Source organism: Bradyrhizobium sp. USDA 3256, from assembly GCF_054058275.1.
Map to the genome: position 1 here is coordinate 4,384,830 of NZ_JBSSAE010000002.1, position 23,765 is coordinate 4,408,594.

30 protein-coding genes are annotated in these 23,765 nt (G+C 64.4%); 14 read left to right on the plus strand and 16 right to left on the minus strand.

Features of this window, described 5'->3' with window-relative positions; translation table 11 throughout:
* Window positions 1-1,197 precede the first annotated feature (1,197 nt).
* Window positions 1,198-1,401 (plus strand): hypothetical protein, encoded by a 204-nt coding sequence (locus ACVWY5_RS22565; protein ID WP_028337111.1) that lies wholly within the window; start codon window positions 1,198-1,200, stop codon window positions 1,399-1,401.
* 67 nt (window positions 1,402-1,468) lie between these two features.
* On the opposite strand, the gene ACVWY5_RS22570 is transcribed toward ACVWY5_RS22565, so the two are convergent.
* The 3 genes from ACVWY5_RS22570 to ACVWY5_RS22580 form a co-directional block, all read right to left on the minus strand.
* Window positions 1,469-1,699, minus strand: a complete 231-nt coding sequence (locus tag ACVWY5_RS22570) for a hypothetical protein (RefSeq protein WP_016848527.1) — start codon at window positions 1,697-1,699, stop codon at window positions 1,469-1,471.
* Window positions 1,700-1,796: 97 nt separating this feature from the next.
* Window positions 1,797-2,102, minus strand: coding sequence for a hypothetical protein (locus tag ACVWY5_RS22575; RefSeq protein ID WP_028337112.1), 306 nt, complete (start codon window positions 2,100-2,102; stop codon window positions 1,797-1,799).
* Between the two features lie 175 nt (window positions 2,103-2,277).
* Complete coding sequence (locus tag ACVWY5_RS22580; RefSeq protein ID WP_050387707.1) at window positions 2,278-2,409, minus strand: hypothetical protein; 132 nt, start codon at window positions 2,407-2,409, stop codon at window positions 2,278-2,280.
* Between the two features lie 218 nt (window positions 2,410-2,627).
* Between ACVWY5_RS22580 and ACVWY5_RS22585 the strand changes: the two genes are divergently transcribed.
* Together ACVWY5_RS22585 and ACVWY5_RS22590 are read left to right on the plus strand one after the other, a co-directional pair.
* A complete protein-coding gene (locus ACVWY5_RS22585) occupies window positions 2,628-4,103 on the plus strand; it encodes an amidase (RefSeq protein ID WP_028337113.1) in 1,476 nt (491 codons plus the stop codon).
* Window positions 4,104-4,143: 40 nt separating this feature from the next.
* Window positions 4,144-4,605 carry a PaaI family thioesterase gene (locus tag ACVWY5_RS22590; RefSeq protein ID WP_028337114.1) on the plus strand — a complete coding sequence of 154 codons (462 nt, stop codon included), beginning with the start codon at window positions 4,144-4,146 and terminating at the stop codon, window positions 4,603-4,605.
* Between the two features lie 152 nt (window positions 4,606-4,757).
* Here the strand turns inward: ACVWY5_RS22590 and ACVWY5_RS22595 are convergent, their stop codons facing one another.
* Window positions 4,758-5,051, minus strand: coding sequence for an HdeA/HdeB family chaperone (locus ACVWY5_RS22595; RefSeq protein WP_028337115.1), 294 nt, complete (start codon window positions 5,049-5,051; stop codon window positions 4,758-4,760).
* 214 nt (window positions 5,052-5,265) lie between these two features.
* Window positions 5,266-6,219, minus strand: a complete 954-nt coding sequence (locus ACVWY5_RS22600) for an amidohydrolase family protein (RefSeq protein ID WP_028337116.1) — start codon at window positions 6,217-6,219, stop codon at window positions 5,266-5,268.
* 80 nt (window positions 6,220-6,299) lie between these two features.
* On the opposite strand from ACVWY5_RS22600, the gene ACVWY5_RS22605 reads away from it, so the two are divergent.
* Both ACVWY5_RS22605 and ACVWY5_RS22610 read left to right on the plus strand, forming a co-directional pair.
* A complete protein-coding gene (locus ACVWY5_RS22605; RefSeq protein WP_321177069.1) occupies window positions 6,300-6,899 on the plus strand; it encodes a hypothetical protein in 600 nt (199 codons plus the stop codon).
* A complete protein-coding gene (locus tag ACVWY5_RS22610) occupies window positions 6,896-7,120 on the plus strand; it encodes an MGMT family protein (RefSeq protein WP_080667252.1) in 225 nt (74 codons plus the stop codon). The genes ACVWY5_RS22605 and ACVWY5_RS22610 overlap by 4 nt, the downstream gene beginning before the upstream one ends.
* 509 nt (window positions 7,121-7,629) lie before the next feature.
* Here the strand turns inward: ACVWY5_RS22610 and ACVWY5_RS22615 are convergent.
* From ACVWY5_RS22615 to ACVWY5_RS22625, 3 genes are all read right to left on the minus strand, one after another.
* Window positions 7,630-9,654 (minus strand): pyrroloquinoline quinone-dependent dehydrogenase, encoded by a 2,025-nt coding sequence (locus tag ACVWY5_RS22615; RefSeq protein ID WP_028337118.1) that lies wholly within the window; start codon window positions 9,652-9,654, stop codon window positions 7,630-7,632.
* Window positions 9,655-9,725: 71 nt separating this feature from the next.
* Window positions 9,726-11,168 (minus strand): caspase family protein, encoded by a 1,443-nt coding sequence (locus tag ACVWY5_RS22620; RefSeq protein ID WP_028337119.1) that lies wholly within the window; start codon window positions 11,166-11,168, stop codon window positions 9,726-9,728.
* Between the two features lie 129 nt (window positions 11,169-11,297).
* Window positions 11,298-11,525 (minus strand): hypothetical protein, encoded by a 228-nt coding sequence (locus ACVWY5_RS22625; protein WP_028337120.1) that lies wholly within the window; start codon window positions 11,523-11,525, stop codon window positions 11,298-11,300.
* Between the two features lie 160 nt (window positions 11,526-11,685).
* On the opposite strand from ACVWY5_RS22625, the gene ACVWY5_RS22630 reads away from it, so the two are divergent.
* Both ACVWY5_RS22630 and ACVWY5_RS22635 read left to right on the plus strand, forming a co-directional pair.
* The gene (locus tag ACVWY5_RS22630; protein WP_028337121.1) at window positions 11,686-12,138 is read left to right on the plus strand and encodes a hypothetical protein; all 453 of its coding nucleotides are present in this window, start codon (window positions 11,686-11,688) and stop codon (window positions 12,136-12,138) included.
* A gap of 163 nt (window positions 12,139-12,301) precedes the next feature.
* Window positions 12,302-13,486 (plus strand): GNAT family N-acetyltransferase, encoded by a 1,185-nt coding sequence (locus tag ACVWY5_RS22635; RefSeq protein ID WP_028337122.1) that lies wholly within the window; start codon window positions 12,302-12,304, stop codon window positions 13,484-13,486.
* A gap of 277 nt (window positions 13,487-13,763) precedes the next feature.
* Here the strand turns inward: ACVWY5_RS22635 and ACVWY5_RS22640 are convergent, their stop codons facing one another.
* From ACVWY5_RS22640 to ACVWY5_RS22650, 3 genes are all read right to left on the minus strand, one after another.
* On the minus strand, window positions 13,764-14,402 hold the full coding sequence (locus ACVWY5_RS22640) for an NIPSNAP family protein (RefSeq protein ID WP_028337123.1): 639 nt from the start codon (window positions 14,400-14,402) through the stop codon (window positions 13,764-13,766).
* An 86-nt stretch (window positions 14,403-14,488) separates the two neighbouring features.
* Window positions 14,489-15,154: a DsbA family oxidoreductase gene (locus ACVWY5_RS22645; protein ID WP_028337124.1), complete on the minus strand. Its 666-nt coding sequence runs from the start codon at window positions 15,152-15,154 to the stop codon at window positions 14,489-14,491.
* Between the two features lie 63 nt (window positions 15,155-15,217).
* Complete coding sequence (locus ACVWY5_RS22650; protein ID WP_028337125.1) at window positions 15,218-16,042, minus strand: helix-turn-helix domain-containing protein; 825 nt, start codon at window positions 16,040-16,042, stop codon at window positions 15,218-15,220.
* A gap of 94 nt (window positions 16,043-16,136) precedes the next feature.
* On the opposite strand from ACVWY5_RS22650, the gene ACVWY5_RS22655 reads away from it, so the two are divergent.
* Together ACVWY5_RS22655 and ACVWY5_RS22660 are read left to right on the plus strand one after the other, a co-directional pair.
* Window positions 16,137-16,361, plus strand: coding sequence for a hypothetical protein (locus ACVWY5_RS22655; RefSeq protein ID WP_028337126.1), 225 nt, complete (start codon window positions 16,137-16,139; stop codon window positions 16,359-16,361).
* Window positions 16,362-16,393: 32 nt separating this feature from the next.
* Window positions 16,394-16,792 carry a hypothetical protein gene (locus ACVWY5_RS22660; protein WP_028337127.1) on the plus strand — a complete coding sequence of 133 codons (399 nt, stop codon included), beginning with the start codon at window positions 16,394-16,396 and terminating at the stop codon, window positions 16,790-16,792.
* Between the two features lie 55 nt (window positions 16,793-16,847).
* Here ACVWY5_RS22660 and ACVWY5_RS22665 read toward each other — a convergent pair whose 3' ends face one another.
* Together ACVWY5_RS22665 and ACVWY5_RS22670 are read right to left on the minus strand one after the other, a co-directional pair.
* Entirely contained in the window at window positions 16,848-17,006 is a 159-nt protein-coding gene (locus tag ACVWY5_RS22665; protein WP_167350463.1) for a hypothetical protein, read from the minus strand.
* Window positions 17,003-17,464 (minus strand): group III truncated hemoglobin, encoded by a 462-nt coding sequence (locus tag ACVWY5_RS22670; protein WP_028337128.1) that lies wholly within the window; start codon window positions 17,462-17,464, stop codon window positions 17,003-17,005. Before ACVWY5_RS22670 ends, ACVWY5_RS22665 begins: the two co-directional genes overlap by 4 nt.
* Before the next feature lie 83 nt (window positions 17,465-17,547).
* Between ACVWY5_RS22670 and ACVWY5_RS22675 the strand changes: the two genes are divergently transcribed.
* Together ACVWY5_RS22675 and ACVWY5_RS22680 are read left to right on the plus strand one after the other, a co-directional pair.
* Window positions 17,548-17,982, plus strand: coding sequence for an RrF2 family transcriptional regulator (locus ACVWY5_RS22675; RefSeq protein WP_028337129.1), 435 nt, complete (start codon window positions 17,548-17,550; stop codon window positions 17,980-17,982).
* Complete coding sequence (locus ACVWY5_RS22680) at window positions 17,979-18,269, plus strand: DUF6522 family protein (protein WP_028337130.1); 291 nt, start codon at window positions 17,979-17,981, stop codon at window positions 18,267-18,269. Before ACVWY5_RS22675 ends, ACVWY5_RS22680 begins: the two co-directional genes overlap by 4 nt.
* A gap of 23 nt (window positions 18,270-18,292) precedes the next feature.
* On the opposite strand, the gene ACVWY5_RS22685 is transcribed toward ACVWY5_RS22680, so the two are convergent.
* Window positions 18,293-18,964, minus strand: a complete 672-nt coding sequence (locus ACVWY5_RS22685; RefSeq protein WP_028337131.1) for an SET domain-containing protein — start codon at window positions 18,962-18,964, stop codon at window positions 18,293-18,295.
* Window positions 18,965-19,129: 165 nt separating this feature from the next.
* Between ACVWY5_RS22685 and ACVWY5_RS22690 the strand changes: the two genes are divergently transcribed.
* Window positions 19,130-19,732, plus strand: coding sequence for a hypothetical protein (locus ACVWY5_RS22690; protein WP_028337132.1), 603 nt, complete (start codon window positions 19,130-19,132; stop codon window positions 19,730-19,732).
* A 196-nt stretch (window positions 19,733-19,928) separates the two neighbouring features.
* On the opposite strand, the gene ACVWY5_RS22695 is transcribed toward ACVWY5_RS22690, so the two are convergent.
* A complete protein-coding gene (locus ACVWY5_RS22695; protein ID WP_321177072.1) occupies window positions 19,929-20,423 on the minus strand; it encodes a DUF6321 domain-containing protein in 495 nt (164 codons plus the stop codon).
* A 187-nt stretch (window positions 20,424-20,610) separates the two neighbouring features.
* Window positions 20,611-21,336: a TetR/AcrR family transcriptional regulator gene (locus ACVWY5_RS22700; protein ID WP_028337134.1), complete on the minus strand. Its 726-nt coding sequence runs from the start codon at window positions 21,334-21,336 to the stop codon at window positions 20,611-20,613.
* A 113-nt stretch (window positions 21,337-21,449) separates the two neighbouring features.
* On the opposite strand from ACVWY5_RS22700, the gene ACVWY5_RS22705 reads away from it, so the two are divergent.
* Window positions 21,450-22,853: a carotenoid oxygenase family protein gene (locus ACVWY5_RS22705; protein WP_028337135.1), complete on the plus strand. Its 1,404-nt coding sequence runs from the start codon at window positions 21,450-21,452 to the stop codon at window positions 22,851-22,853.
* Window positions 22,854-23,163: 310 nt separating this feature from the next.
* Window positions 23,164-23,751 (plus strand): hypothetical protein, encoded by a 588-nt coding sequence (locus tag ACVWY5_RS22710; protein WP_431014803.1) that lies wholly within the window; start codon window positions 23,164-23,166, stop codon window positions 23,749-23,751.
* The last annotated feature ends 14 nt before the right edge of the window (window positions 23,752-23,765 follow it).

Below are 23,765 nucleotides of genomic sequence, written 5' to 3' on the forward strand. Positions count from 1 at the left end.
CCGCCGCTCTTCGATAATAGACGGCCCCTCTGGGCTCTGAAAATCGATCTTAATGAAACAGCCCTGCCCAGGGTTTGGATCATCAAATCAACGCCGGAGTTAGTCAACCAACTTGGGTGAATCAAAAGTAAATCAGTTGCCACTCTTTCCCGGATGCTTAACGGGTCTTAGTTCCCGCTGCTGGGCGCTTCCTGATTATCGTTAGCCGCGCACTCACGGCCGCCTCGGTGCGGCCTAGCTTCTGCGCAATCTCGCGCTGGGTTAGCTCGGTTTCGCGCATCATCCGTAGCAGGAGCTGTTCTTCTTCTTCGGCCCAAGCTGGCAAAACAATTCTCCGAATTGTTTCATTTTGGAAATGCCAGCAGGAATTGCAAATTTCGATAGCCGCGTCTGTCCGGTGTTTTCCGGGTTGTCCTAATTCCCCGTGACGAGTGTCCTAACTAGGACAGCACCAGCAGACCGGCGCCGGCCTGTTTCCATCCACAGTGGCCCGCTTTAATTTTTGGAGTGGCCTAGTTTGCCATTAACCCCGACGCAACCAAGGGTTAGCCGGTGTTCTCGGTAGGACTACCGAGAAGGCTCTCAGATGTTCTGGCCCCATAACTTCCTGCGGGTCGCGATCTGTTCTCGCGGAATGTTTACTGGAACAATTGACCCGGCAGTGCCCTTATTTGGGGGCCCCCAGCCAGACAGGTAGCCCCCCGACTGCTGGAGGAAAACCCGCCTCCGGGACGGGTTGGCGGCCCCCTGTCGGGGCCGTTTAAAATTCCGTAGTTCTCCGGCCAAGAACAAAGTTCCGGGCCGGGCGATGCACCTCGCGCCCGAAGTTCCCCTGATAATCAACAAGTTAACCTGACAGGCGCGACGGCGTCCGATAGCGGCTGGCACAATCTGCATACTACCTTCGTACCCCTCCTGAGCCCTGGAAAAACTCCGTAGCCTTCGATGGAAGACTCGGGTTCCGCCAGTGTTCGTAACATTGGCCTGCTCAACCAGCGCGGATGCGCGGCGCTGCGCAGGCAACACGGCTGGCGACCGTTCCGTGGCGACGCTGCCGGCGGACGAATCCTTTCCGGAATCCACAACGACAGTTCGAACGGACGCGGCCTTTCATACGATCTTTTTACGGGCGCCGATCATTACTACAACTAATGGTTTAAATGTCGACGACCGCCCTTCATTCGCGGAACCTTACCGATGATCCACAGGGGCATCGAGTTCAGCGTCACTCAGCTGATGGCCGGCGTCTGGAAATGGCGCTTCCAGATCGGCGATCGCGTCTTCACGGGCAAGACCGAAGCAAAGCTCGATCTGCTGGCGATCCGCCGCGTGCAGCTGCGGATCGATCGCGAGCTGAACAATCTGGGGCGGGAACGGACCCGCGGCAGCAATGGGGACTGAGGCACAGTCTATCGTGCACGCTCCGGTGCCCTGACGGGCTGGCCTGCGCGCTTCGCTCGAAAACGCTTCAATCCGCGCTGGCCAGCCGCCGCATCGTGAACTCGATGTCGCCGCCGGGAAGCTCGCGCCAACTCTCGACGGCGCTCATATAGGCCGCCTTCGGGTAGCGTTTGAGAAAGTCACGCGCCCTCACGCGGGCCTGATCGCGTGGCAGGCTGAAGGTCTCGCGCAGATAGCCGTCGTCCGGCTTTCGCCGCTCGGCCATCCGGCTGGCGAGATCGCGCGGACGAGACACCATGCCGCAACTCCGGACCAACTGACGACACCCCAATATAGGGGCGGCGGCGGAAGAATCCGAGTCTGCGGGAGATGGACGGCGTCGTCCCGAATGGGCGTTACTGGCTGCGCGGCGCGGCGCTTCCGGGCTGCGCCGAGCTTCCGGTCTTGGTCTTCGGCTTGGCGGGATGGGCGGCCGCCTTCGGCGGATCGCTGCGCACGACGCCCCAGGGATCGGACGATCCCTTGGAATCGGGAATCTTGCTGAGCGAGTCCTTGTAGGCCTTGTCCCTGACCGCGTCCTGTTCCTTCTCCTCCTGGGTCTTGCTCTTGACCTCAGGCATCAGGTTGACGTTCGGCATCATCTGCGCATAGGCCGGTGCCGACAGCAGCACCGCAACCGCGACTGCGCACAAAACTCTCATGAGAATACTCCCTGCATTTTCGTCGGCGGTATATCACCCCAAGAAAGCCGCCGCCAAGCGCGCCTGCCCCGGCCCTGGATCATGATGCGTTTCCACGGAATCGCATCATGATCTCATCTCTTTGTTTGAGCATGATCTTTTCGGAAAACCGGTTTCCACTTTTCCGGACCATGCTCTAGAGATGGTCTGACTTGCAGGATTTCGGCGACTGCATCCAGTCGTCCCAGATCGGACCGCAGCGCGTGCAACCGCTGAGCGCAAGCCCGATCGCAACCACGCCGCCCAGCAACACCAACCTGCGGAACATGTACGCCCCCACCTCGTGAGGAGCCGACTGGGCGCCGAAACTGGGGCATTTTCAAGCCGGGCACGGCGCTTGCAGCGCAGCGCAAGTGCGCGTCGGAGCGCAGCGCAAGTGCGCGTCGGAGCGCAACTGCGCGTCGGACGGGCTGCCGGCGCGCACTGGTTTGACCGGGCGGCCGCGCAAATTACAGTGCGCAACAAAGCAGAAAAGGAATCGATCAAATGACTTTGGCGATGAGCTGGGACGAGTGGACGCAGCACGACGGGACGGCGCTCGCGGAGCGCGTCCGGAACGGCGAGCTGACGCCCCGTGAGCTGGCGTCGCAGGCAGCCAGCGCCGTCGCCAAGGTCGATCCCGCGCTCTCCGGCGTCGTCGAGCTGTTCGACGACGTGATCGCCGATCCGACGCGCGACGGCGCCGACCTCGACGGCCCGTTCGCCGGCCTGCCCTTCCTGATGAAGGACCTCGGCCCGACCCTGAAGGGACGGCTGCAGGAGATGGGCTCGCTGATGATGCGCGGCAATCGCGCCGCGGCGGACACTTTCCTGACCGCGAAGATGCGCAAGGCCGGCCTCAATTTGATCGGCCGCACCACGACGCCGGAGTTCGGGGTCTGCAGCTCGGCGGAAAATCCCGCGGTCTATGTCACGCGCAATCCCTGGAACACCGACTACACCACCTGCGGCTCGTCGGCCGGCAGCGCGGCGATGGTTGCCGCCGGTGCCGTGCCGATCGCGCATGCGACCGACGGCGGCGGCTCGATCCGCATTCCCGCCGGGGTCAACGGCAATATCGGCCTGAAAGTCTCGCGCGGCGTGTTCTCGCTCGCGCCGCATCTGTCCGATCTCACCGGGCTGGTCTCGATCCAGGGCTGCCAGTCACGCACGGTGCGCGACACCGCTGTTTTCGTCGATGCCTGCCGTGGCCCCGCGCCCGGCGAGTTCATGCCGTTCTGGACCTCGCCCGAGCCCTATGCCGCGATGATCGCGCGCGATCCCGGCCGGCTCAAAATCGCGCTGTCGCACACATGGGGCGACTATCGCGCGACGCCGCACATCGCAGCCGAGCTCGAGCGGGTCGGACGTTTCCTCGAAGGCCTCGGCCATCAGGTCGATTACGCACTGCCGGCGGTCGACTATCGGGAAGCCTTCGCGGCACAGACCACCTGCTACATCAGCAATTTCGCCGTCGTGATCGGCAACATGCTCGCCGCGCGCGGCCTCGATCGGCCGCCGGCGGAGCTGATCGAGCCGATCAACATCCGCATCTGGGAGCATGGCCGCGACTTCAGCTTCGCCGATCGCGCCCGCATGCAGGCCGTCTTCAACACCACGGCGCGCGGCTTCGGCGCCTTCTTCGAGGATTGGGACATCATCCTGACGCCGATCACGGCACTGCCGACACCGAAGGTCGGCACCACCGAATATCTCACCATCAGCGACAATCCGTCGGTGCTGGACTGGTTCGGCAATCTCTGGCGCAACTTCGCCTTCACGCCGCTCGCCAATCTGTGCGGCATCCCCGCGATCTCGCTGCCGCTCGCGACCAACGAGCACGGCCTGCCGCTCGGCATTCAGGCGATCGGAAAGCAAGCGAGTGACGGGCTGTTGCTGCAGCTCGCCGCCCAGATCGAACGGGCGATCGACGGCAAATGGAACGACGGCAAGAGGCCGGGCGTGCATGTCGCGCCGAATTGAGACATAGATCGAAAACAATCAACTGAGGAAGCAGGACGTCATGCAGCAGGCCAGTGAATTCGGGATCGAGGACGCGCGACGGGTGCTCGGCGACGTCTTTGCGCCGTGGGTGCAGGACCTCAATCTGTCGGTCGAGCAGTTCGATATCGCAGCCCCCGCAGGCGGCGATGCCGACTGGCAGCCCGGCGCGATCCTGCGCATGCCGTTCTCCGAGCGGCTGTGCCGCAATGGCGGCATCGTGTGCGGCCAGGCGCTGATGGCGTTCGCCGACACCGCGATGGTGCTGGCCAATCTCGCCGCCAACAAGGGCTATCGGCCGATGACGACGGTCGACCAGACCACGCATTTCATGCGCGCGGTGACGGCGTCCGACGTGCTGGCCGACGCCCGCGTGGTCCGGCTCGGCCGTACCATGAGCTTCGGCCGCGTCACGCTATCCTCCGCCACCGACAACAAGCCGGTGGCGATGGTGTCGAGCGCCTTCGCGATGCTGCCGGGATAGGCCTCTCTCATCATAGACGGTGTATCTCCTCATCCTGAGGAGCTTGCGCAGCAAGCGTCTCGAAGGACGAGGCCACCAGGCCGGCCTCATGGTTCGAGACGCGCGTTCCGCGCTCCTTACCATGAGGGTTCAGGCTAATCACGCTGCAAGATTTACTTGCCGAGCACGGCCTCCGCCGCGTTGACGATGCTGATCGTCGGATTCTTTCCGCAATAGGTGCCGAACTTCTTGGCGTTCTCGGTGAACACGTCGGTGTCGATGATCGCCTCGTCGGAATCGCCCTTGTACCAGCCGTCCATCCAGACCAGCACCATCTTGATGGTGTCGTCGCCGCCGTCGACGAACTGCTTGCAGGTCATGGTCGAGAGATCGAGGACGGTGGCGCTGGCCGGTGCCGACGACAGCGCGAGCGCGGCGGCAAGCATGAGCGAGGCAGTGATCTTCATCGCAATCTCCATGGGCAATGATCTGGAATAAACCGGTCGCCGGGAAAGCCAGCGTGTCCGCTCGCGACCCGTAAGCGATGCGTTACATCGAACGCAAGCACGGGATCGCGCGGATCAGCCCGCACGTCGTTTCGGTGCACGCATTGAGAATTCGTGTTTCTGATCTGTGACGGCGCCGCGTTAAAGCGGACTCATGCATCGCCGCAAGCCCGGTTCACGTCCAGCGAAGCCGCGCCAGGATCGCGCGGCCCATGATCCAGTCCTTGTCGCTGTCGGTGAGGAACGGAAGCTCCTCTGTGAATTCCGTCACGCGCTGCCGGTAGGTGGCCCGGGCGAACGAATTGGTTAGATCGGTTCCCCAGTGGCAGCGCTCCGGGCCGTAGGCGTCGAATAGGCGGTGGATATGCGGGGTCACGTCACGGAATGGATAGGGCTCAGTCGAAATCAGCGGTACCGACGACAACTTCACCGACACATTCGCAAATTTTGCGAGCGCGACCGACTGGGCAATAGCTTCCGGCACCGCGTTGTTTCTTATGGAATCCGATGAATCAGAACGAGGGCGCAGGCCCGCGCCGACGCCCATGTGGTCGATGATGAGCGTAAGTTGCGGGTGTCGCTCGGCGATACGGGCGAACAGCGACGTCTGGCCCGATGTGAGAAACATCACAGGCAGGCGGGCCTTCTCCGCCGCCGGCCAGAACCAGTCCGCGGTTCCGTCTGTCAGCCACGCCGCTTCGCCGGGGCCGAAGTTCAACCTCACGCCCAGCACGCCGGGCTGGTCGCGCCAGGTCGCAAGCCGTGCCGCGCGGTCGGGCTTGTCGAGGGCTACACGCGCCATGATTGCGAAGCGGCCGGGGTACCGTTTGACCGCCTCCTGGGCATAGTCGATGCGCTCGCCTTCGAGCGACACCGGCGGAACGATGACGACGCGATCGACGCCGGCCTCGTCCATCAGTGGAATTATTCGCTCGATGGTGAAGGGCTCCGGAAGCTGCGGTTTGGCACCGGGGAGCCAGGGTCTCTCCGGGGTGCTCGCCGGCCACAGGTGAACCTGCGAATCAACGATCACTCGTTTTTGCTGCGCGACCGTTGTCGCGGCGTGCTGCATTGACAGCGCCACGCCGGTCGCGACGGTGCCGGTCAGAAAACTGCGGCGTGAAGGCATGTGAAGTCCTTCCTGTTCTATAGTTTTTTGTCACGACATGATGGTGATCGACACGGCGCCCCGCGCTGGATCACAGCAAATTGGCTCGCAATATTGAGGATCACATCAGGAAATTGCGACCATGGAAATCGGGTTCAAAGGTCAATTTGCGGCGCAACAATCTCGAACCGCACATGTCGCAGTCGGGTCAAATGCCGACTGCGGCGGTCCGCTTGACCTTGGTCGGCTTCCATTGCAGTCCTGACGTGGCCAGCGATGCCGTTGGGCTCTCATCTACCTCACGCCTTCGGCATGCCACGTCAATCAACAACTTCGCCGCCGTGACCGCCAGTAAGGCCGGCAAGATCGAATCGCTCGACGAAGAATGGCAGGACGGACACAAGCGCCAGATCGAGATCTATCGGTGGTGTTGCGTCTCCGACACCGGGTATCGGGTGTATGCGAACGCTAGCAAGGATAAGACCGCTTTTGACTGGAAATTAGAATTCGACCTTACCCTCGTTCCGTACACCGGTGACGATTCATGGGAGGAAGGAAAGCTCAAGAAAATAAAAGAGTGCCTGGACAGTGACGCGTTACCGGACGCCGCCGGTGGAACGGTTGGCAAGGAATTACGTTCCATACAAACACAAGGAACACTCCTGGCGGTCAACCGGAAGAAGGCTACGCTTGGCATATGAAAAAGACGTTCTCCGACAAAGTGCGCGATATCGTCCGGAAAATACCGAAAAGCAAGACGATGACGTACAAAGAGGTCGCTTCAAAAGCTGGAAATCCGAACGCCGCACGGGCTGTCGGAGCCGTTATGCGATCAAATTACGATCCGTCGATACCGTGCCACCGCGTCGTTGCGAGCGACGGGAAGATGCGCGGGTACAACCGCGGTGCGCGCATCCGCTGATCGCTCTGCGGATGAACGCGCGTGTGTTCTCTTCGGGTCCGAGGATAAGGTCCACTTTGGCCCAAAGCAGCGACGTCGTTTAGATCAGCTTCAGTTCTTTCAGACTGGCGTGACCTTGCTTGCCGACGATGATGTGGTCCCCGATCGCAATCGGAAGCGGCGAAGTTGGTCCACAAGTCGACATCCCCGCGGTCTGCGCCGCGGGTCCGCATTTCCTCTCGGAAGCGATACCCCGGATTTACGCGTCCACGCCCCAGGTTCAATGCATCCGCGAACAACCTGCGCTCCCTCTCCGGTTGCGGGAGGAGATGCAGCGAATGCCGCCAAGCCGATTCAACCCGACTTCATCGTGCTTTAGCGGAGCGAGGCGACGCTTGCATAATTTCTGAATAGTAGAAATATGACTTGCCCGACGTTTCAAGTTGCTTTTCGAACGCCGGCAGCCGCCGGCTACTTTGCATGGGGTTGTTTTCGATATTTTGGCGGCGCGCACCTGCTGCAGGGAGCACCTAAGCGGATCGCAAGCGGCGGCTCCGCCGCCAGCGCCACAACAGCGCGACGAGGGCGACGAGCACGAGACCGCCGGCCACAGCCTTGGCGACGAACCGTCCGCCCGGGCGATCGATCAGCCGGGCCATCAACGACACGCTCTCGCCCTGGCGCGGCAGGCGAAACGCCACCACGCTGTCGCCGATCGACGTGCCGGCTTCGGAATGGCCGCCGGCGCCGATCACGACGTACTGCTCGCCCTTCCAGAGATAGGTCATCGGATTGGCGACACCCGGCACCGGAAGCCGGCCGAGCCACAACTGCTTTCCCGATCTCGCATCGAACGCGCGCAAGTAGGCATCCATCGCGCCGGTGAACACCAGGCCGCCCGCGGTGATCGCGACGCCGTTGACCAGCGGCGTGCCGGTATCGAGCGCGATGCCGAGCGGCGCGAGATCCTCGCTGGTGCCGACCGACGCATGCCAGAGGATCTTGCCGGCCTTGAGATCGACCGCGACCGTCTCGCCCCATGGCGGCTTGTTGCAGGGCGTCCCAACCGACGTCATCGCCAGCGCCCGCGACATCGCAAACGGCGCACCCTGCTGCTGGCCGAATTCATGGCCGGGCGGCGGGTTGAAGCCCTTGGCCTGGTCGCGCGGAATCAGTGTGACGATGTGCGCCGCGTGACTGACATTGGCGTAGAGTATCTGATTGACCGGATCGAACGCCGCGCCGCCCCAGTTCACGCCACCTCCGGTCATCGGATAGATCACCGTGCCTTGCGTCGACGGCGGCGTGTATAGACCCTCATTGCGGGATTGCGCGAACAGCGTCTCGCAGGCCGCGCTCCCGGTGCCCGGCAACAGGCCGGCGATATCATCGGCCGTCATGCGCTGTGTCAGCAGCGGCGGCACATGGGTCGGGAATGGCTGCGTCGGCGACAGCTGCTCGCCCTCGGCGCCGTTCTGCGGCACCGCGCGCTCCTCGACCGGCCACACCGGCTTGCCAGTGTCGCGATCGAGCACGAACACAAAACCCTGCTTGGTCGGCTGGATCACGACGTCGCGCATGCCGTTGCCGGTATCGATCCGCGCCAGCGTCGGCTGCGCCGGCAAATCGTAATCCCAGACGTCGTGATGCACGGTCTGGAATGCCCATGCGAGTTCGCCGGTCTCGATCCGCAGCGCGACCACGGAATTGGCGTGCTCGTCATTGCCGGCGCGCTTGCCGCCCCAGAAGTCGGGACTGGGCGATGTCGTCGGCAGGAATACCAGGCCCCGCTCCTCGTCGACCGACATCGGCGCCCAGACGTTGCTGTGGCCGGCTTCGACCCCGTCATGCACGAGCGGATCGAAGCTCCAGCGCGGCTGGCCGGTTCGCGCATCAAAGGCGCGCACCGCGCCGAGCGGCGCGTCGACGCGCCGGTTGTCGCCGATCGCGGACCCGACCACGACCACGCCACGTCCCGTCACCGGCGCCGACGTGATCTGAAACTCGCCCGGCCATTCCAGCTTCATGCCAACATCGATCCTGATCTCGCCACCGTTGCCGAAGTCGGCGCAGGGCTTGCCGGTTCTGGCATCGAGCGCGATCAGGCGCCTGTCGTTGGTGCCGGTGAAAATGCGTGACTTGCAGGCGGCGCCTTCCGCCGCACGATCATCCCTCCAGTGCGCAACGCCGCGGCAGACAAAGCGATTGGCCGGCCGCTGCGCCATGCTGATCTTCGGATCGAAACGCCATTTCTGCGCACCGCTGCCGGGATCGAGCGCGATCACTTCGTTGAACGGCGTGCAGAGGATCAGGCTGTCCTCGACGAACAGCGGCGTCACCTCGAACTTGGTGCGCTTCATCACCTCGGGCGGGCGCGTATCGAGATCGCCGGTGCGGAATTCCCAGCCGCGCAGCAGCGTGCCGACATTGTCTGATGTGATCTGCGCCAGGTGCGAGAAGCGCTGTCCGCCGCGGTCGCCGCCCCAATACTCCCATGCGCGCGCCGGCTGACCATACAGCAGCAGCGCGGCAAGCAGGCAAAACAGCGACCGCATCGCGTCCTCCCCCAGGATGCGATCACCAGGCGCCGCATCTCATGCGGGAAAGCATTTACGCGATCGGCGCGTCAGTATCCACCCCGGCGATAGCCGCCGCCGTAGTTGCCGCGATAACCACCGCCGCCACCGATGCCGATGCCGATCCCGATTCCGATCGGCGGTCCGGCAGGTTCATAGACCACGGTTGGAGGCGGACGGCGCACCACCACGACGTCGTCCTCGACCACCACGCGCGGCGGGCGCTTGCCTGCGCGCCGCGGCGGATCGGGATCGGCGCGCTTCTTCGCCGGCGCGTTGACCCTCTGCTGCGGCGGCGGCTGCGGCGTGGCGTTGCACGGGCAGGTCGGCGCCGCCAGCGCGACGTTGGTCGCGGGCACGCTGAGCGCGACGGCGAGCGCCGGATCGGGACGGTAGCGCAGCCGTTCGATCATCTTGCGCGCGGTCGCTGTCAGGTCGGTGTCAGGATATTGCGCGAGGAAGCCGCGATAGGCCGCCGCCGTGTTGGCGAGAACAGCGCTATTCCACGCCAGCATGCGGCGATGCCGGTCGAGCCAGTCGCGCGCCTGCAGGCCGCGCGGCGTGCCGGCGAAGATCGCGGCGAAGGCCTCATAGGATTCGTCGGAGCCATCGATCACCATCAGTTCGTTCGCGGCCTCGATCGGCTTGCCCTGCAACTCGCGCTTCCATTCGTCGACGGTGCGCTTGGCCGCGGCCGGCGGCAACGTTGCTGCGGGCGACGCCGCAGCACCCGCCATGAAGCGGAAATCGTCGGTCAGTGATGAAGAGTCCCACGGCGTCTGGCGGCCGTCGGTTGCCTTGTTCACCGCGAGGCGAACGCGCTTGAAGGTGTCCTCGATCGGGATGCCCGGCTCCTTGGCCGAGGCCAGCAACGCGGTCGTGTAGGGGCTGTTGGCGCCGCTGCCGTCCTCGGCTTCGGCGCCCGGCGAGGTCGAGAACGAGACGAACGTGCCGGGTGCGCCGACCCTGGCATCGACGATGGCGAGGCCATGCCCCGCGGTCTTGCTGAGTTCCGGGAATGGATTGTTGCGGCAGGCATCGAGCAGCACGATGCGCATCCGGCTCGGCACCGAGGTCAGCGTATTCAGGATATCGTTGAGCCGAACCGCCTGGATCGGGATATCGGCCTCGCGCTTCGGATCGACATCCACCGGCACCAGATAGTTCTCGCCGTCGATCTGCAGACCGTGCCCGGCATAGAACACCAGCGCCACGGTGTCGGCGCCCTTCGCCGCCACCTGGCTGGCGAAATCGCTGAGCCGTGCGCGCATCTCGTCCTGCGACAGGTCCGATGCGGCCGTCACCGCAAATCCGGCATCGGTCAGCATCTGCGACACCGCCCTGGCGTCGTTGGCCGGATTCGGCAGCGCGGGCACCGACTTGTAGGCCGACTGCCCGATCACCAGCGCCAGCCGGTTTTCCGCCGACGCCGGCACGGCGCCGAGCAGGATCGCTGCCGGAACGATCAGGCTGAGGAGCGAACGGCGAAGCATGACGGCCTCCGACAATGACATCGAAGATGGGTCGGAGGCCGTCAGGCCAAGGTTCATGCCGTGCGGCAATGTGCTGCCGACCGACGCCGGTTCGGATGTCGAATGGCCGCAGAGATCTCGCGAGCCCGGCTATTTCGGTTTCTTGGCCGGATCCGCGGCCGGCTTGGTGACGCCCCAGGGATCGTATTTCTCCTTGGGCTCGGGGATCCGATCGAGCGCGGCCTTGTAGGCCTTCTCGTCGACCTTGGGCTTCTGCTCCGCCTTGGTATCGCCTCCACCGCCCCCTCGCCGGCCCTGGGCCAGGGTGGGTGTCGCGAGCAGCGCCAGAATGACGGCAGCAACCGTGAAGCGTTTCATGTCAATCTGTCTCCCCCGCCGCCGCAGCAACATCCGGTAATACCTCTACCCCAACGATAACTTGTCGCTCGACATTTGTTGATCGACAAAGCGCCGTCTGATGCGAATTCAGCGCCACCAGGGGGGCGCAATCCTGACGGCAGCACATTAAATGCGCTCAATGGGACAGGGACAAGTACATCTGGCGGCGCTGCTGGCCGGCGCCGCCTTCATATTGAGTGGCTGCGGGCTGGCGGACAGCCACGCGGTGTGGCCGGAGGCCTTGAAGGTCAAGGCTACAGAGCCGGCGCCGCTCGAGACGCCTCCGGACGTCAAACGGCTGGTCGCGGGCAAGCTGGATTCGGTGTTCACGGCCGGTTCACAGCCGACCCATGTGCGGGTCTCCGCCCCGCTGCACGACCCGCGCGGCACCGGCTGGACGGCCTGCGTGCGCGCCGAGCTGACATCGGTGATCGGCAAGCCGCTGGGGACGCAGACCTATCGCGTGTTCATCAATGAAGGCTCGATCTTCGATCGCCGGCAGGTCGGGGCCGACGATAATTGCGTGACGGAGATGTACGAACCGGTCGAGAGCACCGTTGCGGCGGAAGCGCAACGGAGCGTCAAACCCTAGCGCTTGAGCCGGTAGGCCGCCGCGCACCGGTATGCTGAACGGCCCGTTAACGCGACCGCTCAAATTGCGCGGTGGCCTCAACGGCATTTTCCATTTCTTTCCGCTAGCGTTGCCCTGACGAACGCAAGGCCCAATCAGCCTCGCGGAGTGGGGAAACAGGAACGTGGCCGATATTGCTGACCAGGCAATGATCCACCGTGCATCGCGCAAGGATGCCACGGACGATCGCACCTTGCCGCCGCTGTCGGCCGCGCCGCTCAATGCATGGCGTGCGCTTGCCGCGCGCGCGATCGAGGCCAATGGCTACTACCAGCCCGACTGGGAATTGGCGGTCGATGCCTCCGCGCGCGGCCGCACCGGCGCGGCGCTGCTCAGCGCCGCCGGCGATGCCGGGCAATTGATCGGCCTGTTGCCGGTCGTTCCGATGCGGCGGATCTACAGCATCGCCCTGCCCGCTTTGGTCGGTGCCGAACCCTATGGCACGCTGTGCACGCCGCTGCTCGACCGCGACGCCGCCGAGGAAGCGGCGGGCAAGATACTGCGGCAGGCACGCAATGCGGGCGCGCATGCGCTGATCCTGCGCACCATGTCGCTCGAGGGCCCGGCCATGGCGGCGATCCGCGCGGTGCTGGCGCGAGACGGATTGCAGCCTCGCATACTGAGCGCCTACCAGCGCGCTCAGCTGGATGCGACGCGCGATGCCGACGAATTGTTGCGCGATGCGCTCGGGCCTAAGAAGCTGAAGGAGCTGCGCCGCCAGCATCATCGCCTGTCCGACCACGGCGCGGTGCGCTTTGATGTCGCCCGCACGCCGCGCGAGGTTGCAACGGCGCTCGAGACTTTCCTTGTCCTCGAAGCCGGTGGCTGGAAGGGAAAGCGCGGCACGGCGCTGAGCCAGCATGCCGGCGATGCGGCCTTCATCCGCCGCGCGACGTCGGCAATGGCCGAAGCCGGCCGCTGCGAGATCGTCATGCTGTATGCGGGCGGCACGCCGGTCGCGGGCGGCATCGTGGTGCGCCACCAGGACCGCGCCTTCTTCTTCAAGATCGGCGTCGACGAGCGCTTTGCGAAACATTCGCCCGGCACGCAGTTGACGCTCGAGCTGACGCGCCATCTATGCGCCGATCCCGCGATCAATTCGGCCGATTCCACTGCGGCGCCGGGTCACCCCATGATCGACCCGATCTGGCGCGGCCGCTTCGCGATCGGCGACGTCGTGCTGCCGCTGCGGCGCCGCGATCCGCTGGTGCCGGCCATTCACGCCGCGCTGACCTTGAACAAATTCGCCTACGAAGCCGCGCGCGGCGCCGTCCGCTTCATCCGCAGCCGGCGCGGCAAGCCCGGATGATGCGGTTTACCCTTTCGTAGGCATGCAGACACATCGGGAAACAACGGGCTGCTGCCGTCAGGTTGGTGTCAGCTGGCCCGACTAGCGTTGCGGCGCGCTGGTTCTCAGACGGCGCGCGCCCTTGCTTCGAAAGCCTCATCTGATGGAAACATCGGATGGGGCTTTTTGCCGGCGCTCGCGACGTCCTGACGGCAAACGAAAGGCCGCCTCAACCGGCGGCCTCTCTGCCTTGCGCTCGGCGCATCATTGGGAAACGCGGCGGGGCCAGCGCCTCCCCTTACTGCAACGGCGAATGCGGTGCCGGCAGCATGATGGTCGAGTGCATCTCCTCGAGCACCTGCGTACCCTTGCTCAAAAATTCCAGCCAGGCCGGATCCTTCATCGCGTTGCCGCGTGCGGTGGCACGGGCGTTGAGATCGGGATAGGCCCAGATGTGGCAGACCTCATTGGGCTGCCCGGCTTCGGTGGTCCAGAGGCCGACGATCTTGGAGTATTTCTCGCGCTCCGGCATCACGCCGGTGATCAGATCGAGCCATTGCTTGGCGCCGCCGACCGGCTTGGCGCGATAGTTGCGGAATTCGTAGATGTTGCCTGATGTCGCCGGCGCCACCGGCGGGATGATTGCATTGAGCAGCCGCACCTCCTGGCGCACCAGCAGCGGACGGATCACCGGAATATACTCGCCGGTCCAGCGCGGATTCTTGGCGAGCTCGGCGCGCAACCGGGTCCGCTCGTTGAGATCGGCATAGCTCCACATGTGCATGACCTGATTGAGCGGACCAATCTCGGTGATCCAGTAGCCTTCCAGCTTGCCGAAATTGTCGGCGCGGATATCGCGCGAGATCGTGCTCGCCGCCTTCACCATCTCGCCGACGGCGCCTGGACGGACCGTATAGGTGCGCAGCTCATAGATCATGGTGGTCTCCCCTGATTGTTTCCGATGGATGATGTGGGCAAACGAAAAAGCCCGGCATCAGCCGGGCTTTCGATAGGGATTGCGGACTACTCCGCAGCCTCTGCGTTGATCTCGGCCGAGACCTGGCGGATGGCGCGGGCGAGCTGCTCGGCCGGCTGGGCGCCGGACACCGCGTATTTCTGCGCGAACACGAAGGTCGGCACGCCGGAAATACCCTTCTCGGCGGCCTCCTGGGCCTGCGCCGAGACCAGGGCGACATCCTCGTCGGTGGCAAGACGCTTGCGCACGTCGTCGGCATCGAGCCCGACATCGCCCGCTGCCTGCACCAGCACGTTGCTGTCGGTGAGGTCGCCGCCGTCGCGGAAATACAGCTCCATCAGCCGCTGCTTCATCTCGGCCGCCTTGCCCCTGGCCTCGGCCCAGTGGATCAGGCGATGGCAGTCGATCGTGTTGGGCTGCCGCTTGACGAGCTCGGGATGGTAGGTGAGCCCCTCCTCATTGGCAGCGGCGACCACGCGGCCGGCGATCCCCTTGTAGGCCTCGACCGAGCCGAACTTGGCGGTGAGATATTCCTCGCGGCTAATGCCCTCGCGCGGCACCCAGTTGTTGAGGAAGAACGGCCGCCAATGCACCTCGACCGGCACATCGGGCACCAGCTTGAGCGCATCCTCGATGCGATGCTTGCCGATATAGCACCAGGGGCAAACGACGTCGGAGACGATGTCGAGGCGAAGCGGCTTCAGATCGCTCATGGCGGGGTTCCCGGCGGAAAATGGAACCCCAAAGGTAGGCCGAACGTGCCCCAAGACAAGCCGCTATTTCATACTGGCTGCCATCTGCCGCATCCGCTCGGCGGTCAGCTCATCGGCCGGGAAGAAGGTCTCCAGCGCCAGTTCCTGCAGCGTGATGTCGACCGGCGTGCCGAACACCATGGTGGTCGAGATGAAGCTCAGGATCTCGCCGTTGAGGCGGAGCTTGAAGGGAAGCGCGACGTTGTTGTCGGTGGTGATCGGGGCCGACCGCGCCGGAATCGGATAGGACTTCAGGTCCTGATAGAGCTTGAGCAGCTCCGGATCGGCCGTTGCCTCGCATTGCCGATGCAGCCGCTCCAGAAGATGCGCGGCCCATTCCGCGAGGTTCACGGTGCGCGGGGCGAGGCCCTCGGGGTGGAAGGCAAGCCGCAGGATGTTGAAGGGCTGGCCGAGCAGTCGCTGCGGCACGCCCTCGAGCAGCGGCGCCACCATGCGGTTGGCCGAGACCAGATTCCAGTGCCGGTCATAGGCCAGCGCCGGATTGGGCTCATGCGCCTTCAGCACGAGGTTGATCGCCTCGCGCGCCGATCTCAGTGCGGGATCGTCCAGCGAGCGTTGCGGGAATGCGGGTGCGAAACCCGCGGCGACCAGCAGCACGTTGCGTTCGCGTAGGGGCACGTCGAGGCGCTCCGCGAGTTTGAGGACCATGTCGCGCGACGGCGCCGAGCGGCCGGTCTCGACGAAGCTCAGATGCCGCGCCGAGATCTCGGCATCGACCGCAAGGTCGAGCTGGCTGAGATGACGGCGCTGCCGCCATTCGCGCAGGTGCTCGCCGATCAGGACGGGTTTTGCGGGCTCGGCCCGCGCCAGGGATGCATGTGCGTTCATGGTGCAAAACCTACCATGCGGAATTCGCCCGTTCCATTACGCCTGAGGTAATCGAATTGGCGCGCCGGCCGGCTCATCTTCCACGGCACAGGAGATGACCATGCTGATGCTGTCCCTTGTCCGCGCCCTCGCCGTCCTGCTCCCGTGGCTGATCCATCTGGTCACCTGGCTGCTGGCGCGCTCGCTCAACATGCCGCAGCCGCTCGTGCACGCGACCGGCGTGTTCGTGTTCGCTCAGGTTTATGCGGTCGAAATGAGGGTCGGCAAGGCGCTGTGTCCGCTCCGGCTGTGGCGTCAGCTGCAGTCCCTATTCCGCTGACCATCCCCATCCCAACCAGAGGAGACACTGCCATGATCCATTCGTCCCAGCTGCTGCGCCGCGCTCTGCTTGCCGACGCCGTCTTCAGCGGCATATCGGCCATAGCTATGGTGCTCGACGCCGGCGCGCTGGCATCGCTGCTCGGCCTGCCGGAAGCGCTGCTGCGCGAGACCGGCCTGTTCCTGATCGCCTATACCGCGCTGGTCGGCTGGCTCGGCACGCGCATGTCGGTGCCGAAGCCGCTGGTGATGCTGGTGGTCGTCGGCAACGCGGCCTGGACGCTCGCCAGCATCGCGCTGCTGCTGTCGGGCGCGGTGTCGCCGAATCTTTTCGGGACCATCGTGATCCTCGCCCAGGCGATCGCCACCGGCGTGTTCGCCGAGCTGCAATATGTCGGGCTGCGCCGCAGCGGTGAGGCGGTCGCGGCGTAAACTGAATGCCGGACGTGACGAGCGGCCGTCGCGGCAAACGCGGCGGCCGTTTCCGTCAGCTCAGCACCACCGCGACGATCATGCCGGCGAAGGTCAGCGCCAGGCCGATGATCAACATCGGCACCAGGCTGCTGCCGGAAAACGGATCGGCCTGATTCTGATGAAACCACGCGCCGTCGATGGCGCGCGCAATTGCCTTCGCCCTGTTCCTCATTGCACTGCTCCTGCTTCGCTTCGCCTGTAACGCTCGCCGACCGCCAGCATCACGCCCTGTCCGCTGGCGACGCCCATCTCGAGGCTCGAGGCGATGCGCCGCGCACGATCGATGAAATGCGCCGCCGCGTCAGGCGGGCACAGCTCGGCCGCGGTCGCCTCGAACAGTTCGAGCCAGCGGTCGAAATGCGCGGCGTCGATCGGCAGCGGCATATGCTTGACCATCGGTGTGCCGTGATAGCGCCCGGTCATCAGCGCGACCGAGGACCAGAACGCGCACATCTGGGCCAGATGCGGCTCCCAATTGCTGATCCTGGTCTCGAACACCGGTCCGATCATCGGGTCCTTGCGGACCTTGGCGTAGAAGGCGTGCACCAGCTGCTCGATCATGGCCTCGGTGATCCCAGTCCGCGCGACAATCCCGGCGGTGATCTGCTCGCGGCGCTCTGCTGCTGTCATGACTCACATCCTAAATAGGTATTTCAAATGCCTATTTAGCCTGCTATAGCTGATCCGCCAAGTGCTGATTTCGAAGGGCTTCCATGCGCCTGACATCATTCACGGATTTTGCGCTCCGCGCCCTGATGCGGCTGGCCGGCGAGCCGGACCGGTCGTTTGCGACCAGCGAGATCGCGGCCGAGTTCGACATTTCCCGCAATCACCTTGCCAAGGTGGTGCGCGACCTGGCCGACGCCGGCTTCATTGCCACCCAGCGCGGCGCCGGCGGCGGGTTCTCGCTGGCGCGGCCGGCGGAGACCATCACCCTCGGCCAGGTGGTCCGTGCGCTGGAAGGCGGCAGCGCGCTGGTCGAATGTTTCAGGGATGATGGCGGAGATTGCCTGCTGCTGCCGCGCTGCCGGCTGAAGGCGAAGCTTGCCGCCGCACGCGAGGCCTTCATGCGCGAGCTCGACGGTACGACGCTCGCCGAATGCGCCTACCTGCCGCGTTCCGTCCGCCACCCCGCGAGGGCATCATGACGACGATCGCATTCGCGAACGGCGCGTTCGAGGTCGACGCTAGTATCGTCGCCGAAGGCCTCGGCATCGCGGTCCCGCTGCTGCAGGCCGGGATGCGCTCGGGCGCGATCACGACGCGCTCGGAGCGCGGGTTCGACGCCGATCAGGGGCGCCATCGCCTCACATTCTTCTCGGAGAGCAAGCGTTTCCGTCTCGTCATCGACGAGCACGGCACGATCATCCAGCGTTCGACGCTGGATTTCGGCAATTCCCCGTTGCCACGCGCGGCGCACCGGCCGGGCGGCTAGAGCGTTTTCGATCGACGTTGGTATCAGGCCTGCAGCGCCCGGGCGGTGCCACGCTTCGACGATGCGGCCTTCTTGCCCGCCGTATTGATCAGGCTGTGGCCATTGAGGTGCTTGCCGTTCAGCGCCGTGCCGTTGGCGAGCTTGCCGTTGGCTTTGGCAGCCTTCTTCGCCTTCCTCTGCCGGGCCCGCTCCTCGGCGAGTTTCTCGGCCTTGCGCTGTGCCTTCCGCTCGGCCCTTTCCTTCAGCCGCACCCGCTCCGCCCTCGCCTCCGCACGCTTCTTCTTGCGCTTCTTCTCGCAGGCATCGCACTTGCAGCCGATCGGCTTCAGATAGGCTTTGAAATAGTCGGTTCCGTAGTCGTAATTGATTTCGTCGCCCGGCTCGATGTCCTTGATGGCGCGGATGAACACCTTGCGCTTACGCGGCTTGACGTCGGATTCCGCGTTCGGCCTGCAGGCGTGGTTGATGTAGCGCGCGACGTTCTCGCGGATCGAGCCGTCGATGGTCCAGCGGTTGGTGAGCTCGAACAGATATTTGTTCTCGATCGCGTCCTCATCCTTCTTCTTCGAGTCGAGCAACGGCCCGAAATAGCGGATGATCTTGGTGCCTTTCTTGATCGGCTTGGTGGCGAAAAGGCCAAGACCGGTACGGGAACGGCCGACGCGATAGGGCTTGTTGGATGATATCGTGGGCATGACGATCGAGGTTACGGCACGCTGGGTGCACGCGACAGAAGTTGCGAAGCCGCCCTTCTAGGACGATTCCGCGCGCCTGTCAGGTGTTTCCCGCGTGTCTATTGAACCTTCCCCAGATTGCATATGTCAGACACAAAGTAACGTCCGGATCGCAGGTTTCCCCCGATGAAATACCTTGCTTTTGCAACAGTCGTTATGGCGGTTGCCGGCGCAAATCCCGGTCATGCCGGCTCTGAGACGATCAGCAGCAGCTACACATCGACAGCGCCGAAGGCCTGCCGCATGATCGGCAAGCCCAGCGAGGAGGACGGCGACACCACCAGGGTCTGTCCGGGAAAATCCGGACTTGTGGTGCTGATCAACGAGGGCGACCTGCGCGAAGTGGTCTCGGTCGGCCGAAACCGCGAGGCGGCAGCCAGGGAACCGGCGGCGCAGGCCTGGTTCGGCCCGTTCAGCTCGACCGGCGATAGGGTCGAATGGCGTGCAGCCGGCGGCAAGCCGTTTGCGATCATCCAGCGTTGGCAGATCGCCGACAACAGCGAGCAGGACAAGCGCGGCGGCCCGGTCTCGCGGGCAATGCTCGCCGTGACCCGGCTGCCGCCGGGCGATGTCTGTCATGTCGCCTATGTCGACGTCGCGGCCAATCCCAACGCCAACGAGCTGGCGCGGCAGGCTGCCGATGATTTCGCCCGCGATTTCAAATGCGGCACGGATACGGTGAAGACGATCGGACAGAGCGGCCGGACCACGTCGCTGACCAAACGCTAAAGCGCGATGAGATTAGGTTGAATCGTCATCGCGCCCTAGCTCTTTGTTTGAGCATGATCTTTTCGGAAAACCGCTTCGCACTTTTCCGGATCATGCTTTAGCGCGCACGGCGTTACGCTCCCTCTCCCCTCACGCGGAACGCATCTAGCGATGCATTCCGACCTCTCCCCGCAGGCGGGGCGAGGTGAAGAGAACCTCAGCCCTTCTGCCTCGCGCGCTTGTAGCGTTGCAGCAGCCGTTCGCCCTTGGCCGCGATGCGGCGCGCGGCGGCCACTGTCTTGGGAACGGGTTCACCCCATGCATGAGCCGACAGCGCATGCCGCGTCGGCCGTCCCCGGTCGTCGACCAGCGGCGGCAGCTTCTTGCGGCCATAGAAACGCACCGCCCAGCTGCCCTTGCGGCGCATGTCCTGCGACGTCATCTCGGACTCTTTCTTCATGACGCCGGGCTTCAGATGCGCCCCCTGCTTCTCGGCGAATGCCTTGCGTCCCGCCGCAGTGAGCCCGCCGCGCGGATCCTTTTCGCGTGCACGGCCGGCGCGCTTCCGCGTCGAGGTTGTTGTTGTTGTCGCCTTGGCTTTAGCCGCCTTGCGCTTTTTCGCTGTGCTCTTCTTCGCGGCCGGGCGCTTGTACGCCGCCCGCTTGCGTCCGGACGTCTTCGTCCTGCGCTTCGTCTTTGCTGCCATGCGCATGTTGTCCACGAGGTTGGGATAACGCCGTCCAGCACGCCGCGCGGCGGCCTTGGCGGCCGCCTTCTTCCGCGACGACAAATGCTCGGACGCCTTGCCCGCCCGCTTGCGCGGGTTCGGACGTTTCCAGGGAACGCGCGGTGATCGTGCCATGCCGCGTCAACGCGCCGGCACGACAAGGGTTGCTTCGTTACGGCCGCGCCGAGCGGCCCGCGGACAATCGCAGCATCGCGGTCAACAGCGTTTCCGCGGACGTGCCCTCGGGTGACCGATCCAGAATCGTCTTGAGGCGTCCGTCGAGCAGCAGCATGGTGAAACCATGCACCAGCGACCAGGCGGACGCGATCGCGGCGGCCTGATCCAGCGTAAGCTGCTCCTTGGAAATCTGCTCGTGCCGGCTGGCGCCGACGCCGCGGGTCAGCCCTGCGAACGAAGCCTCGGACGCCTCGTGCAGCGACGGCCGCGAATGATCGAGCCGCTCACTGCGGAACATCAGCCCGTACATGCCGGGATGTGCCTGCGCATAGGCAACATAAGCCTTGGCGCTGGCCACACCCTTCTCGGGCGTCGTGGCCGCCGAAGCGTCCGCAGCCGCCATCGCGAGGCCAAATTGCCGGAAACCGATCGCCGCAAGTTCGCTGAGCAAACCGGTGAGATCGCCGAAATGATGCGTCGGCGCGGCGTGCGACACGCCGGCCTCGCGCGCCACCGCACGCAATGTCAGCCCCGCCAATCCATCACGCTCGAGCACGCGCTCGGCGGCCTTCAATAGCGCCTCATGCAGATCGCCGTGATGATACGGCGTGTCGTTGGCGCGACGCCGTTGGACCGGACGAGCTGGCGCAGTCCGTGCAACCCGGCGGGTCGGAGCCCGTGCCGGGCGAGTCGCCTTGTTTTCTTTGGAGATTCTTGCCATGCGGCCCTTATAGGTCGCAATTTTTACACTGTAAAGATTTTGCTTGACGATCGGCGGCGTCATCCCTACTGATATCTTTACGATGTAAAGATCATAATGCAGGGAGATGCGGAATGCTCGACCAGGTCACATCCAATGCGGCGCGAACCAATCTGGCGCCGATCCCCTTCGAAGCCGACACCCCCTTCCTGAAGATCTCGGGAGAATTGCCGCGAGAGCTGAACGGCACGCTCTACCGGAACGGTCCCAACCCGCAATTCGAGGCGCCGGGTGCGCACTGGTTCGTCGGCGACGGCATGCTGCACGCCTTCCATCTCGAGAACGGCCGCGCCAGCTACCGCAACCGCTGGGTCCGTACGCCGAAATGGCAGGCCGAGCACGATGCCGGCCGCGCCCTGTTCGGCGGCTTCGGCCGCAAGATGCCGGATACGCCGGCCACCACGACGACGGACGGCGGCGTCGCCAACACCAACATCATCTTCCATGGCGGCCGCCTGCTCGCGCTGGAGGAAGGCCATCTGCCGACCGAGATCGAACCCGGCACGCTCAATCGCCTCGGCTATTGCGACTACAAGGGCGCAATCACGGGCCCCTTCACGGCGCATCCCAAGATCGATCCGGCGACCGGCGAGATGGTGTTCTTCGGTTACAACGCCGCGGGCCCGCTGACGCCGGCGCTGTCGTTCGGCGCGGTGAGTTCGTCAGGCGTGGTGACGCGGTTCGAACGCTTCGAGGCGCCCTATGCCAGCATGGTGCACGACTTCATCGTCACCGAGAATCATGTGCTGTTTCCGATCCTGCCGATCACCGGCAGCATGCAGCGCGCGATGCGCGGACAGGCGCCCTATGCCTGGGAGCCGGAGAAAGGCGCCTATGTCGGCGTCATGAAGCGCAGCGGCGCGTCAAAGGACATCGTCTGGTTCCGCGCCGAGACCTGCTACGTTTTCCACGTGATGAACGCGTGGGAAGACGGCAACCGCATCATCGCCGACGTGATGCAGTTCGAGGAAGCGCCGCTGTTCAATCATCCCGACGGCTCGCCGACGGACCCGCGGAAGAACCGCGCGCGCTATTGCCGCTGGACCTTCGACCTCTCCGGCAACACCGCCCGCTTCACGCAAACCTATCTCGACGACCTCACCGGCGAATTTCCCCGCGTCGACGATCGCCGTGCCGGATTTGCCAGCAATCACGGCTGGTACGCCTGCGCCAACCCCGATCTGCCGATGTTCGGTGCACTGTCTGGCATCGTGCATGTCGACGGCCGTGGCAAGCGGCTCGGCCACTATCTGCTGCCCGCCGGCGATACGATCTCCGAGCCTGTGTTCGTCGAGCGCAGCGCTGACGCCGCGGAAGGCGACGGCTGGCTGCTCGCGGTGGTCTGGCGCGCCCGCGAAAACCGCAGCGACCTCGCCGTGTTCAACGCGCAAGATGTCGAAGCGGGCCCGACCGCGCTGGTCCATCTCGGCCACCGCGTGCCCGATGGATTCCACGGCAATTGGGTAGGGGCGGAGTAATCGCCGATCTTCCCACGCGTCAGAGCAGCAATTCCTCCGCTCGTCATGCCCGGCCTCGTGCCGGGCATCCACGTCTTTATCGCCAGTTGCGGGAAAGACGTGGATGGCCCGGACATCGGCGAGCAGAAGCGACGCCGTCCTTCAGACCGGCCATGACAATGCGGGACGGCGGACGCCAAGCGCGAGACGCTTATGTCCTTGCCGAAACTTGATTTTTTTCCATCACTTAACGATTTTGACACTGTAAAGATTTCGCTTGACGCTTCCGTTGCTCACCGTTAGTGTATCTTTACACTGTAAAGATAAGCCGATGAGGCTCACCATGACGATCTTCCTGATCCTCGCTCCCTACGGCGCCTTCGCCATGCTGATGCTGGTGACCTCGGCCACGGTGAGCCTGCTCTGTGCCGCACTGATCTGCCTTGCCGTCATCGCATTCGACATCGCACGCGGCCGCAGCATCAAGATCCTCGGCGTCGGTTCGGTCGTCATATTCGCCGCGATCGGCTCCTACCTGACCTTCGTCGATGCGACGCTGAGCAACACCGCGGTGAAGATCGCGGTCGATGCCGGCATCCTGCTGGTGTCGCTCGGCTCGATCATGATCGGCCACCCCTTCACGCGGCAATATGCGCTGGAGCAGGTCGATGCCGAGACCGCGAAGCTGCCCGGCTTCCTCCATGCCAACTACCTGATCACCGGCGCCTGGATCGTCGCGATGCTGCTCATGCTGATCGGCAACATTGCGGTGCTTTACGTGCCGGCGCTGCCGCTGTGGACTGGCCTGTTGATCGCCTTCGCCGCACGCAATGCCGCGGTCGGCTTTACCCACTGGTATCCGCACTATCGCGCGGCCAAGGACGCGACGCCGCCGGCCGGCGCGCTGCCCTTACGCTAGACGCTGCCACCATC

Bases quoted from the DNA above. Each gene is read 5' to 3' on its own strand.
- ACVWY5_RS22565 (WP_028337111.1), top strand. From the start codon at position 1,198: ATGATCCACAGGGGCATCGAGTTCAGCGTCACTCAGCTGATGGCCGGC.
- ACVWY5_RS22570 (WP_016848527.1), bottom strand. From the start codon at position 1,699: ATGGTGTCTCGTCCGCGCGATCTCGCCAGCCGGATGGCCGAGCGGCGA.
- ACVWY5_RS22575 (WP_028337112.1), bottom strand. From the start codon at position 2,102: ATGAGAGTTTTGTGCGCAGTCGCGGTTGCGGTGCTGCTGTCGGCACCG.
- ACVWY5_RS22580 (WP_050387707.1), bottom strand. From the start codon at position 2,409: ATGTTCCGCAGGTTGGTGTTGCTGGGCGGCGTGGTTGCGATCGGGCTT.
- ACVWY5_RS22585 (WP_028337113.1), top strand. From the start codon at position 2,628: ATGACTTTGGCGATGAGCTGGGACGAGTGGACGCAGCACGACGGGACG.
- ACVWY5_RS22590 (WP_028337114.1), top strand. From the start codon at position 4,144: ATGCAGCAGGCCAGTGAATTCGGGATCGAGGACGCGCGACGGGTGCTC.
- ACVWY5_RS22595 (WP_028337115.1), bottom strand. From the start codon at position 5,051: ATGAAGATCACTGCCTCGCTCATGCTTGCCGCCGCGCTCGCGCTGTCG.
- ACVWY5_RS22600 (WP_028337116.1), bottom strand. From the start codon at position 6,219: ATGCCTTCACGCCGCAGTTTTCTGACCGGCACCGTCGCGACCGGCGTG.
- ACVWY5_RS22610 (WP_080667252.1), top strand. From the start codon at position 6,896: ATGAAAAAGACGTTCTCCGACAAAGTGCGCGATATCGTCCGGAAAATA.
- ACVWY5_RS22615 (WP_028337118.1), bottom strand. From the start codon at position 9,654: ATGCGGTCGCTGTTTTGCCTGCTTGCCGCGCTGCTGCTGTATGGTCAG.
- ACVWY5_RS22620 (WP_028337119.1), bottom strand. From the start codon at position 11,168: ATGCTTCGCCGTTCGCTCCTCAGCCTGATCGTTCCGGCAGCGATCCTG.
- ACVWY5_RS22625 (WP_028337120.1), bottom strand. From the start codon at position 11,525: ATGAAACGCTTCACGGTTGCTGCCGTCATTCTGGCGCTGCTCGCGACA.
- ACVWY5_RS22630 (WP_028337121.1), top strand. From the start codon at position 11,686: ATGGGACAGGGACAAGTACATCTGGCGGCGCTGCTGGCCGGCGCCGCC.
- ACVWY5_RS22640 (WP_028337123.1), bottom strand. From the start codon at position 14,402: ATGATCTATGAGCTGCGCACCTATACGGTCCGTCCAGGCGCCGTCGGC.
- ACVWY5_RS22645 (WP_028337124.1), bottom strand. From the start codon at position 15,154: ATGAGCGATCTGAAGCCGCTTCGCCTCGACATCGTCTCCGACGTCGTT.
- ACVWY5_RS22650 (WP_028337125.1), bottom strand. From the start codon at position 16,042: ATGAACGCACATGCATCCCTGGCGCGGGCCGAGCCCGCAAAACCCGTC.
- ACVWY5_RS22655 (WP_028337126.1), top strand. From the start codon at position 16,137: ATGACCATGCTGATGCTGTCCCTTGTCCGCGCCCTCGCCGTCCTGCTC.
- ACVWY5_RS22660 (WP_028337127.1), top strand. From the start codon at position 16,394: ATGATCCATTCGTCCCAGCTGCTGCGCCGCGCTCTGCTTGCCGACGCC.
- ACVWY5_RS22665 (WP_167350463.1), bottom strand. From the start codon at position 17,006: ATGAGGAACAGGGCGAAGGCAATTGCGCGCGCCATCGACGGCGCGTGG.
- ACVWY5_RS22670 (WP_028337128.1), bottom strand. From the start codon at position 17,464: ATGACAGCAGCAGAGCGCCGCGAGCAGATCACCGCCGGGATTGTCGCG.
- ACVWY5_RS22675 (WP_028337129.1), top strand. From the start codon at position 17,548: ATGCGCCTGACATCATTCACGGATTTTGCGCTCCGCGCCCTGATGCGG.
- ACVWY5_RS22680 (WP_028337130.1), top strand. From the start codon at position 17,979: ATGACGACGATCGCATTCGCGAACGGCGCGTTCGAGGTCGACGCTAGT.
- ACVWY5_RS22685 (WP_028337131.1), bottom strand. From the start codon at position 18,964: ATGCCCACGATATCATCCAACAAGCCCTATCGCGTCGGCCGTTCCCGT.
- ACVWY5_RS22690 (WP_028337132.1), top strand. From the start codon at position 19,130: ATGAAATACCTTGCTTTTGCAACAGTCGTTATGGCGGTTGCCGGCGCA.
- ACVWY5_RS22695 (WP_321177072.1), bottom strand. From the start codon at position 20,423: ATGCGCATGGCAGCAAAGACGAAGCGCAGGACGAAGACGTCCGGACGC.
- ACVWY5_RS22700 (WP_028337134.1), bottom strand. From the start codon at position 21,336: ATGGCAAGAATCTCCAAAGAAAACAAGGCGACTCGCCCGGCACGGGCT.
- ACVWY5_RS22705 (WP_028337135.1), top strand. From the start codon at position 21,450: ATGCTCGACCAGGTCACATCCAATGCGGCGCGAACCAATCTGGCGCCG.
- ACVWY5_RS22710 (WP_431014803.1), top strand. From the start codon at position 23,164: ATGAGGCTCACCATGACGATCTTCCTGATCCTCGCTCCCTACGGCGCC.